Source organism: Sphingobium yanoikuyae (assembly GCF_034424525.1).
Lineage (GTDB): Bacteria > Pseudomonadota > Alphaproteobacteria > Sphingomonadales > Sphingomonadaceae > Sphingobium > Sphingobium yanoikuyae.
In genome coordinates this window covers 2,632,667-2,646,634 of record NZ_CP139979.1, presented here as the reverse complement: position 1 = coordinate 2,646,634, position 13,968 = coordinate 2,632,667, and the positions used below count along the sequence as shown (strand labels likewise).

The following is a 13,968-nucleotide window of genomic DNA, read 5'->3' as shown; positions in this document are numbered from 1 at the left end:
GGATCAGAACCCGGCCGGGAACAAATGATTGCCGGCCTCGTCGAGGCGCAGGATCACCTTGCCGGCGACGGCGCTGATCGGCAGGTCGCCATAGAGATGGGGGAAGAGTGCGCCGCCGCGCGACACTTCCCATTTGATCGCCTCGCCAAAGGGGGCGAGGTCGATCATCAGCATCACCAGCCGATCCTGTCCCGCGAAATGCTTGGCCGCCGTTTCGGCCGCCTGATCGCGCGTGGACATGTGGATATAGCCGTCCTGCAGGTCGATCGGCGCACCCTTGAACACGCCGTCGGCCTTGAACTGGTCATATTGCTCGGCGGTCAGGATCTTGTAGGCGAACAGCTCGCTCACGCCTCGCGACCCTCGCTGCCGGTTTCCGGGGCGGTTTCGGGCGCGACTTCGACGGTGCCTTCGGTCGTAGCCTCGGCATTGTCGTCTTCGCCGTCCTCGATCCGGGCCGTGGAAACGACATGCTCGTCCTTGGCGACGTTGAACAGGCGCACGCCGGCCGAGTTGCGGCCGATGACGCGCATCGACGACAGGCCCATGCGGATCAGCTTGGCCTGATCGGTGACGAGCATCAGATGATCCTCATGCGCGACCGGGAAGCTGCCGACGACCAGGCCGTTGCGGGCGATATTGTCGATATTGGTGATGCCCTGGCCACCGCGACCGGTGCGGCGATAATCATAGGCCGAACTGATCTTGCCATAGCCATTGGCGCAGACGGTCAGGATGAACTGCTCCGCTTGCGCAAAGGCGGCCATGCGTTCGGCGCTGTTGATCGCCGGGGTCGCTTCATTTTCCTTCCACGGCGCGGCGCGCAGATAGTCGTCGCGTTCCTCGGTGGTCGCGTCGAAGCCCTTGAGGATCGAGAGCGAGATGACCTCATCGCCATCCTTCAGCGTCATGCCGCGCACGCCGGTCGAGGTGCGGCTCTGGAATTCGCGCACGTCGGTGGCGGCGAAGCGGATCGCGCGGCCCTGGCGGGTGGCGAGCAGCACGTCATCCTCTTCGGTCAGCAGCGCAACGCCGATCAGGCGATCGTCGCTGCCTTCATCGAAGCGCATGGCGAGCTTGCCGTTGCTGGGCACATTGGCGAAGGCGTCCATGCTGTTGCGGCGCACGGTACCGTTCGCGGTGGCGAACATGACGTGCAGTTCCTTCCAGCTTTCCTCGTCCTCTGGCAGAGGCAGCACGGTCTGGATGGTTTCGCCCGGTGCCAGCGGCAGCAGGTTGATCATCGGCCGGCCGCGGGTGGCGGGGCCGCCCTCGGGCAGGCGCCAGACCTTGAGGCGATAGACCTTGCCGGCGGTCGAGAAGAACAGCACCGGCGTGTGCGTCGAGGTGACGAACAATTCGGTGACGGCATCCTCATCCTTGGTCGCCATGCCCGAACGGCCCTTGCCGCCACGGCCCTGGGCGCGGAAGCTCTCCAGCGGGGTGCGCTTGATATAGCCCTGCACGGTGACGGTGACGACCATCTCCTCGCGCTCGATCAGATCCTCGTCATCGATGCCGTCGGCGGCAGGGGCGATGACCGACACGCGCGGCGTGGCGAATTCGCTCTCGATCGCTTCGAACTCTTCGCGCATCACGGCGTAGAGCTTCACCCGGTCACCCAGGATGGCGAGATATTCGGCGATGGCTTCGGCCAGTTCGGCCAGTTCCTTGCCGATTTCGTCACGGCCGAGCGCGGTCAGGCGGTGGAGGCGCAGGTCGAGGATGGCGCGGACCTGCACGTCGCTGAGCTTGTAGCTCTCGCCGCTGACTTCGGTCTCGATCGCCTCGACCAGGGCGAGATAGGGCGCGATCTCGCCGATCGGCCATTCGCGCGCCAGCAGTGATTCGCGGGCGGCAGCCGGGCTGGCCGAGCTGCGGATGATCTTCACCACCTCGTCGAGGTTGGTGACCGCGACCACCAGGCCGAGCAAGATATGGGCGCGGTCGCGCGCCTTGTTCAGCTCGAACTTGGTGCGGCGGGTGATGACCTCTTCGCGGAACTTGACGAAGGCTTCGATGATCTCGCGCAGGCCCAGCAGTTCCGGGCGGCCGCCACGGATCGCCAGCATGTTGGCGGGGAAGCTCGACTGGGCCGGGGTGTTGCGCCACAGCTGGTTGAGGACGACGTCCGGGGTGGCGTCGCGCTTCAGGTCCATGACGATGCGCACGCCTTCGCGGCTCGATTCGTCACGAATGTCGCTGATGCCCTCGATCCGCTTGTCCTTGGCGGCTTCGGCGATCTTTTCGACCAGGCCGCTCTTGCCGACCTGATAGGGGATGGAGGTGAGGACGATCGAGCGGCGGTCGCCGCGGCCTTCCTCCACCTCGTGCCGGGCGCGCATCAGGATCGAGCCGCGACCGGTATGATAGGCGTTGCGGGCGCCCGACTGGCCCAGGATCAGCGGCGCGGTCGGGAAATCGGGGCCGGGGACGATCTGGATCAGTTCGTCGGTCGAGATCGCCGGGTTTTCGATATAGGCAAGGCAGGCGCGCAGCACTTCGCCGAGGTTATGCGGCGGAATGTTGGTTGCCATGCCGACGGCGATGCCGCCGGCGCCGTTGACCAGCAGGTTGGGGAAGCGGGCGGGCAGCACCTGCGGCTCGCTTTCCGACGCGTCATAGTTGGGCGTGAAGTCGACGGTGTCCTTGTCGAGATCGTCCAGCAGCGCGGTCGCGACCTTGGCCAGGCGCGCTTCGGTGTAACGCATGGCGGCTGGCGGATCGGGGTCCATCGAGCCGAAGTTTCCCTGGCCGTCGATCAGCGGCACGCGCATCGACCAGTCCTGGGTCATGCGGGCCAATGCGTCGTAGATCGAGCTGTCGCCATGGGGGTGATATTTACCCATGACTTCACCGACCAGACGGGCCGACTTGCGATAGGGACGGTTGTAGACGAAGCCCGATTCCTGGGCCGAGAAGAGAATGCGGCGATGCACCGGCTTCAGGCCGTCGCGCACGTCCGGCAGGGCGCGGGAGACGATCACGGACATGGCATAGTCGAGATAGCTCGACTTCATCTCATCAACGATGCTGATGGGGCTGATGTCCGAAGGGTCGGCGAGGACGGTCTCGTCGGTCAAGGCGATTCTCTTTTTGGATGGGTGTGATGCGTTCCCATTGCACTAGCCGAGCGAAACAAATCTGTCACCCCTCGCGCGCGCCCGCGCGCCCGCATGTGCAGCCAAGGCGGTGATTGGCGGGCGTGAAGAAAAGCGGAACGAAGCGGCAGCATGACAGTTGCAAAATGCGCGGATATAGGCTTGTTCAAAGCCCGTTCACGCGCCGACCCCTAATCGGCGTTCAACCCGGATGTCGCCTGTGGTCCCCCTGTCAGGCGCGAAAAGGAGATGAGGATCATGCGTTTTGTTACCCCGCTGTCGCTCGCGCTGGCTCTGGCGCTGACCGGCGGCGCCGTTTCGGCTCCCGCCTCCGCCGCGAAGAAGGAAGAAAAGCCGGCCGGCCGCAAGCTGAACGTGTCGCCCGAAGTGCTCAAGTCGCTGCAGGCTGCCCAGAAGGCGTCCGATGCCCAGGATTTCGCCGGTGCCAAGACGGCGCTGACCGAGGCCGACGGCAAGGCGGCGTCGAACGATGACAAGTATCAGATCGGCGCGATCAAGCTGAACACCGGCATCCAGAGCAAGGATGACGCGCTGAAGATGGAAGGTCTCAACCAGATGCTCGACAGCGGCCTGACGCCGCCCGAGCAGACCGGCCAGTTCAACATGGTGGCGGCCGACGCGGCTCTTGCCCAGAAGAATTACGACGTCGCCATTTCGCGCGGTCAGGCGGCGCTGGCCGCCGGTTACAAGGCGGAGCAGGTCAACCCGACCATTGCGCAGGCGTATTTCGGCAAGGCCGGCACCGGCAACGCCTCGGCCGAACCGGCGCGTGGCTTCAACCAGCAGGGCCTCGCCGCGCTGAAGGCGGCGGCTGATGCGACCAAGGCGTCGGGCCAGCCCGTGCCGGCGCAATGGTATCAGATCGGCGTCAGCCGTGCGGCTGCCGCGCGCCTGCCGGAAGTCACCGACTGGGCCAAGTGGGCCTATGCCGCCAATCCGAGCGGTGAAAATCTGCGCACGCTGATCCGTCTGTTCCAGCAGGCGAACCCGAACATCACCAACCGCGAAAATCTGGACGTGCTGCGCCTGATGTCGGCGGCCAAGGGGCTGGTGGTCGCTGCCGACTTCACCGAACTGGCCGAAATGGCGTCGAAGACGGGTATCTATGGCGAGGTCAAGTCGACGATCGACGCCGGTCGCGCCAAGGGCGTGCTGAACGCCAGCCAGGCGGGCGACATCTATCAGGCCGCCGTGGGCCGCATTCCGGGCGACAAGTCGTCGCTGGGTGCCGCCGAAGCGGATGCCGGCAAGGCCGCCAATGGCAAGGTCGCGGCTGCGACCGGCGACGCCTATCTGGGCTATGGCGACTATGCCAAGGCGGCGGCGATGTTCGAACTGGCCAAGCAGAAGGGTGGCGTCGACGCCGACGAGATCAACACCCGCCTGGGCATTGCCAAGACTATGGGTGGCGACAATGCCGGCGCCAAGTCGGCGTTCGAGGCAGTCCAGGGCGGTGCGCGCAAGCAGATCGCCGATCTGTGGCTGACCTATCTGGGCACCAAGGCCTGAATCTAGTATAAGGCGCGCAGATCGTCGCTGGTTCGGCGGTCTGTGCGCCTATATTTTTTTGAATGACCGGCCGGGGGCCGGGATATTGCAGTGGGGGAGGCCTGTCATGGCCAAGCGGAATCCTGTTTTTCTGACTATCGGACTGCCGGTGGTGCTGGCCGGCGCCATGCTGGCGACGCCGGCTGCGGCCAAGAAGAAGATCGTGGTGGCAGGGCCGCCGATCGAGATGTCGGACGCCTTCCGCGCCGATGTGCAGGCCGCCGAAACCGCGATCAAGGCGCGTGACGCGTCGACCGCCAATCTGCGCATCGCGTCGCTCAACCCGACCACCGACATGGAAGCCTATGCTGCGGCCGGCCTGCGTTTCGAGGTGGCGGTGCTGCGCCGGGACATCCAGGCCCAGCGGATCGCGCTGACCGACATGTTCAAGACCAGTTCGGTGCCCAAGGCGGACGCGCCGCGCCTGCGCTTCATCGCCGGCTATCTGTCCTACATGGTCGCGAACTATACCGATGCGGTGGCGCAGCTCGATTATGCCAAGACGCTGGGCTATTCGGGCATCGACGCCACCATGCTGCGCGCCGATATCGCGATGCGCAAGAACAAGTCCAAGGAAGCCCGCACCTATGTGCAGGAGGCGCTGGCGCAGCAGAAGGCATCGGGTCAGCCGATCCCGGCCGCCTGGTATGACCGCGCTATCTCCATGGCCTATCAGACCAATGACTGGGATGAGGTGAGCAGCCTCTATCGCGAGCGGCTGGAGGTCTATCCGTCGACCCCTGAATGGCGTTCGGCGCTGACCAACTATCTGGCCGGCCAGGAAAGCGACCCGCAGGTCCAACTCGACCTCTATCGCCTGCAGGCTGCCAATGGCGCGATGGCGAGCGAGCGCGATTACCAGACCTATGCCCAGCTGGCCGAGAAGACCGGCAATTTTGCCGAAGCCAAGGCGATCATCGAGGCGGGCCGTTCGGCCGGCAAGCTGACCACCAGCCAGGCGACCACGGCGCAGCTGCTGAAGGCGGTGACGCCCAAGGCGACCAAGGATATTGCCGCCATGCCCGCGCTGGCGAAGAAGGCGGCGGCGGCGAGCGATGGCAAGGCGGCGCTGAATGCGGCCGACGGCTATTTCTCGCTCGGTCAATATCCGCAGGCGGTGGAGCAGTATCGGCTGGCGCTGAGCAAGGGCGGGGTCGATCAGGGCCATGCCAATGCGCGCCTGGGCATCGCGCTGGCCCGTTCGGGCGATCTGGCCGGTGGCAAGACCACGCTGGCCCAGGTGACCAGCGGCAATTGGAGCAATGTCGCCGGCTTCTGGTCGGTGTGGGTCGATCTGCAGCATCGCAAGTCGGCGCAGCAGGGCACGGCGCAGACCGCCAGCTGATCGCGGCGCGACATGATATGCAAAAGGGCCGGTCCCCCCGCGGGGCCGGCCCTTTTTCGTTGTGCCTGCGTGCCGGCTGTCGCGGGCTGACCGGATCAGACCGGCAGCGGGACGCCGGGCAGATTCTTCGACGTGCGGATCGTCAGCGACGTCTTGACGCTCACCACATTGGGCGCCGGCGTCAGCTTCGACGTCAGGAATTGCTGGAAGCTCTGCAGGTCGCGCGCGACCACCTTCAGGATGAAGTCGATTTCGCCGTTCAGCATATGGCATTCGCGCACTTCTGGCAGGGCGTCGACATGGTCCTGGAACGCCTTCAGATCGGCCTCGGCCTGGCTCTTGAGGCTGACCATCGCGAACACGGTGATGGTATAGCCGAGCATCGCCGGATCGACCACGGCATGATAGGCGGTGATGGCGCCGGCTTCCTCCAGCGCACGGACGCGGCGCAGGCACGGCGGTGCGGTCAGCCCGACCTTCCGCGCCAGATCCACATTGGTCATCCTGCCATTGTCCTGCAATTCGCCCAGGATCTGCAGGTCGATGTCGTCGATATTGGGCCCCGCCATCAGATTGATTATTTCCTTACCTGTTACTGCGGGCGCATCATAATAATATTTCAGCGCAATGCAATTGTCCCACTATGCGACGCTCATATTGTGCGTCGAAAACACGCTTTCGCTTTGGGTAAGGACTGCTTATCGGTTAGGATGTAACGAACAGCGATGCGGGCATGCCGCCTGTTACCGCTTGAATATGGGGACTTTGGTTGCGCTTCAACGACATCATGCAAACCGTGCTGGCTGCCGACGATCGCAGCGGCGTGGGCGCGGTGACGCTGTGGCGGCAATGTGTCGACCTGCTGGCGCAGCATGATCGTTATGATCGTCCCCCCATGGACGCACCCGATCGCGAGGCTCTGCTCGGCCGATTGGCCCAGTTGCGGCCGCAACTGTCTGAAATGCAGCGAATCGCGACCGTCGTCGAACTGGGCGGCCGGCTGCGTTCGGCCAGCCTGATCCGCTTCTTTGCCGGTGACCGTCCGGCGATCGCCGGCGCGGCTATGGCACGCGCCCGCCTGTCCGATCCGCTGTGGGCCGCACTGCTGCCGCATCTCAGCCCCACGGCGCGCGGTGTGCTGCGCGGCCGTCGCGACATCGGCCCCGAAACGCGGCAGGGGCTCGAAGCCTTCGGCCCGACGGACCTGGTGCTGACTAGCGGCACGAGCGTCCGTGAAGCCGACATGCTGCTGACCGCGGACATGGCGCTCGCGGCCGAGCCCGTCGTCGAGCCGGAAGTGGCGCCGCAGCCGGTGGCTGAACCCGGCCCCGACCAGATCCGCAACCTGGTCGACCGCATTGCGCGCTTCACCAGTACCCGGCGTCCGCCCGAAGAGACGCCGCCGCAGGACATCATCGTCGCGCCGGTGACGCAGCCCGCGCTGCGCGCCGAACAGCCGCATTTCTTCGCGTTCGAGACGGATTCGACCGGCGTGCTGGTCTGGGTCGACCAGGGGCCGCGTGCCGCGCTGGTCGGCCTGTCGCTCGGCGAAATTGCGCTGGAAGGGGCAAGCGGTCCCGATGGCCATGTCGCGGGCGCCTTCCAGCGTCGCAGCGGCTTCCAGAATGGCCGTTTCACCATCATCGGCGGGATGATGGCAGGCGAATGGCGCCTGTCGGCAACCCCCTTCTTCGATCCGCGGTCCGGTCGGTTCCAGGGCTATCGCGGCCAGGCACGGCGCCCCTATCTGCACGAAGTGGCGACGACGCCGTCCGGCCCGGTGACGATTGCCGGCCTGTCGGCGGATTCGCTGCGCCAGCTGGTGCATGAACTGCGCACGCCGCTGAACGCGATCCTGGGCTTTGCCGAGATTATCGAACAGGAATTGTTCGGCGCGGCCGGCGTCGAATATCGCGAGATGGCCGGCAATATCGCGGTCGATGCGCGCCATCTGCTGGCGGCGTTCGACGATCTGGATCTGGCCGCCAAGGTATCGCGGGGCGACGGCATCGGTGCGCCGCAGACGATCGATCCGGCGCTGCTGGTGATGCAGGTCGCGGCCCGTTTCCGCGATCAGGATGGCCGGGCGGTGACGCCGATCGAAATCGCCGTGTCGCAGGATCTGCCGCAGATCAGCATCGATCCGGTGCAGGGCGAGCGCATGGTGCAACATCTGCTGCGCACGCTGATTTCGGTCGCGCCCGAGGGCGAGGCGGTGACCGGCGCCTGCTGGTTCCAGCCCGATGGCGCGTCGGGCAAGGTGGTGCTGGCGATCGATCGCCCGTCGACGCTGAGCGGCATGGACGAGGCGCATCTGCTTGATCCGGGCTACACGCCCGAGGGCGACTGGGCGGACGGGCCGTTGCTGGGGCTGGGCTTCTCGCTGCGTCTGATCCGCAGCCTGGCGGCGGGTTGCGGCGGCAGCCTGGATGTCGGCCCGGACCGTTTCCTGCTGCGCATCCCGGTCGACGGGATGGAAGAGGATGTCGTTGGCAATGGCTGATTTTCGGGCTGGTCGGGCGCGGGCTTGACCGGAACGAAACCCTATCGCAACCATTGCGGGATAGGGAAGGGCGATGCAATCAGCTCATCATCATGACGGCAATCTGCTTCGGGCGCCGCTGCCCGAGGACATGATTGCGCTTCCGGCCGCGTTCGGCACCCGCTTCATGCTGTTCGTCGATACCGAGGAGGAATTCGACTGGAATGCGCCCTTCCGTCGGGAAGGCCATGGCGTGACGGCGTTGGCCGGCATGGCACGCGGCCAGGCCTATTTTGCGGCGGCCGGGGTGAAGCCCGTCTATGTGACCGACTATCCGGTGGTGGACAGCGATGCCGCCGCCGGGATGATGGGGGCGTGGGTGGCAGCGGGCGAGGCCGATGTCGGCGCGCATCTCCACCCCTGGGTCAATCCGCCCCATGTCGAGGATGTGAATGCCGCCAATTCCTATGTCGGTTCGCTGCCCGAGGCGGTGGAGGCGGCAAAGCTGGAGGCGCTGTGCCGCCGGATCGAGGATCGCTTCGGTCGGCGGCCGATTGCCTATCGGGCGGGGCGCTATGGCGTCGGCCCCAATAGTGCGCGGCTGCTGGAGGCGGCGGGCTTTCGCCTCGATACCTCGGTGCGCAGCCGGTTCGATTACAGCCATCAGCATGGCCCCGATTTCCATGGCCTGCCGCAAAATCCCTATTGGGCGGGGCCGACCCGCAGCCTGGTCGAATTGCCGCTGTCGACCGCGATCACCGGCCTGTTACGGGGCGGAGGCGAGGGGCTTTATCGCGCGACCCAGGCGATGGGGCCGCTGGCCGGTGCGCTGGCGCGGGCGCGGATGCTCTCGCGCGTGCCGCTGACGCCCGAGGGCATCACCGCAGCCGAAGCGACGACGGCGATCGATGCACTGATCGAGGAAGGCGTGCGCGTCCTCAATTTCAGTTTCCATTCGCCCACGCTGGAGCCGGGGCACACGCCCTATGTCCGTGACGAGGCCGATCGCACCGCCTTTTACGGCTGGTGGGATAGGGTGCTGAGCCATCTGGCGCGGCGCGGCGTGACGGCGGTCGGCCTGGATCAGTTGCTGGACGCTATTCCGGCGCGCGCGAAGGCTTGCCAAGCCGCCTGATGCTCCTTATCGCCGCGTTCAAGGTGGGGCCTGTAGCTCAATGGTTAGAGCTGGCCGCTCATAACGGCTAGGTTGCGGGTTCGAGTCCTGCCGGGCCCACCAGATTTTCCGATCATGTTAGCCATTTGTTCTCATTGAGACTCCGCGCCCCGTCTATTCCGGCGCACTCGAATTACACTTTGTCTCACTCTATCTCGCTCTAGAGCAAATTCCGATCCGACTGCGTCAGATCGGTTGCTCTAAGTTTTTGGTTTAACGCGTTTTCCGAGTCATCAGGTGTTCCACCTGATTAGAAAACGCTCTAGCGCACCCCATGCGGGGACATTGGTGGGGGCATCGGATTTCAAAGTGGGGGCATCGTTGCTCTGACCGTCGCCGAAGTGAAGAACGCCAGACCGGGGGAGCGGGACTATAGCTCGCTGATTCCGCCGGCCTGCACCTGTTCGTCTCCACGAAAGGGGCGAAGTCCTGGCGTTTCAAATCGATTTGCCGGCAAACAGAAGCGGCTGACCTTCGGGCTGTTCCCCGATGTCACGCTAGCAGACGCGCGCGACCAGCGCGACGCGGCCCGGGCCATCGTGCGCCCGGGCAAGACCCGGATGATCGCGTCGAAACTGTCCGCCTTGTCGAAGATCGCCTATCCTCGCTCGCTGCCACCACTGGCAATGCGCCCGATGTTCGCGATCGGGAATTGGAGCATGATCGTGAGGCCGCGCGTGGGCGACTTTGCGCTGACCCTCCCATGATGTGATCTGCCCCCCGCTGAGTGGCCCAGAGACTATGATAGTCTGGACCGCGAAAGGGACATTGAATGCCGAGCAAGAAGCACAAGCCGGAAGAGATCATCGGCAAGCTGCGTGAAGTTGAGATTGTGCTGGCGCAGGGGGCTTCGACCGCCGAAGCCTGCCGTCGGATCGGGGTCAGCGAGCAGACCTATTATCGCTGGCGCAAGGAATATGGCGGGCTGAAGACCGACCAGGCACGGCGGATGAAGGATCTGGAGAAGGAAAACCAACGGCTGCGCCGGGCGATCTCGGACCTGACGCTGGACAAGCTGATATTGCAGGAAGCTGCACGGGGAAACTTCTGAGCCCCGCGCGGCGACGGCGCTGCATCGATCATATACGACGGGATCTGCCAGTCCGGCTATCCGAGCGACGGATATGCCGGGTTCTGGGGCAGCATCGATCGACACAGCGTAAAGTGCCGCGTGGGGCGGATGACGAACAGGCGCTGACGGAGGACATCATCGCCTTGGCAAAGCAATATGGTCGTTACGGCTACCGCCGGGTCACGGCGTTGCTGCGCCATGCGGGGTGGACGGTGAACCATAAACGGGTCGAGCGGATATGGCGGCGCGAAGGGCTCAAGGTGCCGCAGCGCCAGCCCAAACGCGGGCGTCTATGGCTCAACGACGGATCATGCATCCGCCTGCGGCCTGAGTATCCTGGGCATGTGTGGGCCTACGACTTCGTCGAGGGGCGCACGCATGACGGCCGCAAGTTCCGCATCCTGACGATCATCGACGAGGCCAGCAGGGAATGTCTGGCGCTTATCGTTGCGCGACAGCTCAAACATGAGGATGTGCTGGCGGCCTTGGCGGACCTGTTCATCTCGCGCGGCCCGCCTGCACATATACGGTCAGATAATGGCGCCGAATTTATCGCCAATGCCGTCCAGCAATGGCTGCGGCAGATCGGCGTGAAGACGCTCTACATCGCGCCGGGATCGCCATGGGAGAATGGCTATAATGAAAGCTTCAATGGGTCGCTGCGCGACGAACTGCTCAATGGTGAAATCTTCTACAGCCTCGCCGAGGCCAGGGTGCTGATCGAAGCCTGGCGGCGGCATTACAACACCGTCCGCCCGCACAGCAGTCTTGGCTATCGGCCACCGGCACCAGAAACGGCGACACCGCCATATCCGGCCTCCGGTTCCGCTTCGCTCCACCTCCGTCCGGATATGGCGGCGATGAGCTTAATGCACTAACAAACCAATCGGTCCACTCGGTGGGGGCAGATCATCTGCTCCTTGCAGCTGCCGAACGGGTGGACGGCGATGATTGCCGGCCAGCTCTTTGCGGCATCGAAATTCGGCGGGAACAGTATGTTGGCGGCGATGTGCCATGCCATGTCGCGGTTCCGGATCTGAACGCTTTCCATGATCATTTCCTCGGGAAAGACAGTGGATGCCAGGAGCGCAATGCTCCCGGCGCCTGCTTGCTCGATTACTCGGCGGGTTCGCTCACGGCGGCCGTCAGCTTGGCCGTGAAGAACGGGGCGAGGACGGACACGGCCTCGTCGACAAAGGCTTCGCCATCATAGAGATCCATATGATTGGCGCCCTCGACGACATGGAATGCCTTGTCGGTGCTGGCCGCGCGATCATAGAGATCATCGCTCATCCACTTCGAGCCCGCCATGCTGCCGGCGACGATCTGGATCGGCTGGGTTAGATAAACATCGGCCATGTGATAGGCATCATAGGTGATGATCTGGTTCAGGCTGCGCAGCGTCGCAAAGCCGGGCGCGGTCGGATATTCGGCGCGCGGAGTATGATAATATTCCCAGGCCTGACGAAGCTCCTCGTTCGGCGCGTCCGCTTCGTTCATCGGTGCCAGCGGCATGGTCGCATGGCCCTTGCCCTCGGCGTCGGCGGTGCGGGCGTTCGAGCCCGCCTCGACATAGGGCAGCGCGTCGATCGATTTGACCATATTGTCCCAGCCATTGCGGAACATGGAACCGATATTGACCGCGCTGACCGTACCGATCGCCTTGATCCGGCGATCCTGGATCGCGGCATTGGCCGTATAGCCGGCGCCCGCACAGATGCCCATCGCGCCGATCTGGTCCCGGTCGACATAGGGCAGCGTCGTCAGATGATCGATGACCGCGCTTACATCCTCGGTGCTGATATGGGGATTTTCCAGCTGACGAATATCGCCACCGCTTTCGCCCTGATAGGAGCGGTCGAAGGCGATCGTGACGAAGCCCTGCTCCGCCAGCTTGCGGGCATAGGTGCCGGCCGTCTGCTCCTTCACCCCGCCGCCCGGATGCGAAACGACGATCGCCGGATAGCGCCGGGTTGCATCAAAGCCTTCGGGCAGGTTGATGACGGCCGACATGGCTATCGACGGGTTGTTCGAATTGGCGAAGCTGATCTTGCTCATGTCTCGGTCTCCTCAGGGCTGGCGACGGGGGACCGTCTGCCGATAAGGGAGATATAGACCCTGCCGATTGCGTGGATTAGACAGGTAATACTGCTTGGTCCTATCACTGGAGTGATGAATGAGGCGCGATGAGATCGCTGATCTGGCGGCATTCGTGATCGTTGCGGAAGAACGCAGCTTCACCAAGGCGGCCGCACGCCTGGGCATGGCGCAATCGGGGCTCAGCCAGATCGTGCGCAAGATCGAGGAGCGGCTTGGGATGCGCCTCCTGTCCCGCACCACGCGCAGCGTCGCCCCGACAGAGGCGGGGGAACGGTTGATCGCCACGCTGGGGCCAATGTTGCATGATCTGGACGGCGCCATTGCGTCGCTGGGGGATTTGCGGGATCGGCCATCGGGCACGATCCGCGTGACGACGGTGGAGCATGCCGCCAAGACGATCCTTCTGCCAGCGATGCGCAAGCTGCTCCCTGAAAAATCCGGATGTCACGGTTGAACTGACGATCGACTATGCGCTCGCGGATGTGGTGGCCGATCGGTTCGACGCCGGTGTTCGGTTGGGCGGCGAGATCGCCAAGGACATGATTGCGGTTCGCATCAGCGCGGATGTGCCAATGGCGATCGTCGGCGCGCCCGCCTATTTCGCCGGACGAAGCGCGCCGGCGTCTCCGGCCGGCCTTGTCGATCATCGCGCCATCAATCTGGGCTTGCCCGGTTCTCGGGTGCCCCTGGGCTGGCGTCTGATGCGCGGCGGGCGGGAGGCGAAGGTGCGCGTCGGCGGACCGCTGGTGCTGACGACGATTGAACTCGTCCGTGCTGCGGCGCTCGATGGTCACGGTCTCGCCTATCTGCCGACCGATCAGGTCCAGGATGATCTTGATGCCGGGCGACTGATCCAGGTTCTGGGCAAGTTCACGCCCGACCTGCCGGGCTATCAGCTTTATTATCCCAACCGGCGGCATGCCTCCGCCGCTTTCAAGCTGTTTGTCGAAGCCGTGCGCTATCGTGATTAGGCGCCCATGCGACTAAACGGAATGTCTGCTTCCGGTCCGCGAAAATTAGGAACTGAGCGTCCGGCCTGGGTCAGGAAAACCTTATTGGACCAAAGTATGATCCAACCGCGCGGCCTGGCCCATTATGTTCGGCATCCATGCAGGTGCGGATGAC

Annotated in this window: 13 protein-coding genes and 1 tRNA gene; 9 read left to right on the top strand and 5 right to left on the bottom strand. The window is 64.4% G+C overall.

Going from position 1 to position 13,968, the window contains the following annotated elements; all coding sequences use genetic code 11:
- Window positions 1–3 precede the first annotated feature (3 nt).
- Window positions 4–351: a DUF952 domain-containing protein gene (locus U0025_RS12135; RefSeq protein ID WP_004207652.1), complete on the bottom strand. Its 348-nt coding sequence runs from the start codon at window positions 349–351 to the stop codon at window positions 4–6.
- Window positions 348–3,083, bottom strand: coding sequence for a DNA gyrase subunit A (gene gyrA, locus U0025_RS12130; RefSeq protein WP_004207651.1), 2,736 nt, complete (start codon window positions 3,081–3,083; stop codon window positions 348–350). Before gyrA ends, U0025_RS12135 begins: the two co-directional genes overlap by 4 nt.
- A 276-nt stretch (window positions 3,084–3,359) precedes the next feature.
- Between gyrA and U0025_RS12125 the strand changes: the two genes are divergently transcribed.
- Together U0025_RS12125 and U0025_RS12120 are read left to right on the top strand one after the other, a co-directional pair.
- Window positions 3,360–4,631 (top strand): YfgM family protein, encoded by a 1,272-nt coding sequence (locus U0025_RS12125; RefSeq protein ID WP_004207650.1) that lies wholly within the window; start codon window positions 3,360–3,362, stop codon window positions 4,629–4,631.
- A 106-nt stretch (window positions 4,632–4,737) separates the two neighbouring features.
- Entirely contained in the window at window positions 4,738–6,015 is a 1,278-nt protein-coding gene (locus U0025_RS12120) for a tetratricopeptide repeat protein (protein ID WP_004207649.1), read from the top strand.
- 95 nt (window positions 6,016–6,110) lie between these two features.
- Here U0025_RS12120 and U0025_RS12115 read toward each other — a convergent pair whose 3' ends face one another.
- Window positions 6,111–6,584 carry an Lrp/AsnC family transcriptional regulator gene (locus tag U0025_RS12115; protein ID WP_004207648.1) on the bottom strand — a complete coding sequence of 158 codons (474 nt, stop codon included), beginning with the start codon at window positions 6,582–6,584 and terminating at the stop codon, window positions 6,111–6,113.
- 200 nt (window positions 6,585–6,784) lie between these two features.
- Between U0025_RS12115 and U0025_RS12110 the strand changes: the two genes are divergently transcribed.
- The 5 genes from U0025_RS12110 (at window position 6,785) to U0025_RS12090 (ending at window position 11,621) form a co-directional block, all read left to right on the top strand.
- Window positions 6,785–8,518, top strand: a complete 1,734-nt coding sequence (locus U0025_RS12110) for a sensor histidine kinase (protein WP_004207647.1) — start codon at window positions 6,785–6,787, stop codon at window positions 8,516–8,518.
- A gap of 73 nt (window positions 8,519–8,591) precedes the next feature.
- Window positions 8,592–9,632, top strand: a complete 1,041-nt coding sequence (locus U0025_RS12105; protein ID WP_004207646.1) for a polysaccharide deacetylase family protein — start codon at window positions 8,592–8,594, stop codon at window positions 9,630–9,632.
- Between the two features lie 26 nt (window positions 9,633–9,658).
- Window positions 9,659–9,734: transfer RNA gene (locus U0025_RS12100), tRNA-Ile, on the top strand.
- 278 nt (window positions 9,735–10,012) lie between these two features.
- Complete coding sequence (locus tag U0025_RS12095; protein WP_157225179.1) at window positions 10,013–10,378, top strand: Arm DNA-binding domain-containing protein; 366 nt, start codon at window positions 10,013–10,015, stop codon at window positions 10,376–10,378.
- Between the two features lie 65 nt (window positions 10,379–10,443).
- Window positions 10,444–11,621, top strand: a protein-coding gene (locus tag U0025_RS12090) for an IS3 family transposase (RefSeq protein ID WP_086012819.1) whose coding sequence is annotated in 2 segments (ribosomal slippage) — window positions 10,444–10,708 and window positions 10,708–11,621 — 1,179 coding nt in all. Because the reading frame shifts where the segments join, the coding sequence is not laid out codon by codon here.
- Here the strand turns inward: U0025_RS12090 and U0025_RS12085 are convergent.
- Entirely contained in the window at window positions 11,618–11,794 is a 177-nt protein-coding gene (locus U0025_RS12085; RefSeq protein WP_004207643.1) for an alpha/beta hydrolase, read from the bottom strand. The two genes, U0025_RS12090 and U0025_RS12085, sit on opposite strands and share 4 nt — an antisense overlap.
- Before the next feature lie 65 nt (window positions 11,795–11,859).
- Entirely contained in the window at window positions 11,860–12,801 is a 942-nt protein-coding gene (locus U0025_RS12080; protein WP_004207642.1) for an alpha/beta hydrolase, read from the bottom strand.
- A gap of 118 nt (window positions 12,802–12,919) precedes the next feature.
- Between U0025_RS12080 and U0025_RS12075 the strand changes: the two genes are divergently transcribed.
- Window positions 12,920–13,297 (top strand): LysR family transcriptional regulator, encoded by a 378-nt coding sequence (locus U0025_RS12075; protein WP_004207641.1) that lies wholly within the window; start codon window positions 12,920–12,922, stop codon window positions 13,295–13,297.
- Window positions 13,227–13,814, top strand: coding sequence for a LysR substrate-binding domain-containing protein (locus U0025_RS12070; protein ID WP_306452531.1), 588 nt, complete (start codon window positions 13,227–13,229; stop codon window positions 13,812–13,814). The genes U0025_RS12075 and U0025_RS12070 overlap by 71 nt, the downstream gene beginning before the upstream one ends.
- The last annotated feature ends 154 nt before the right edge of the window (window positions 13,815–13,968 follow it).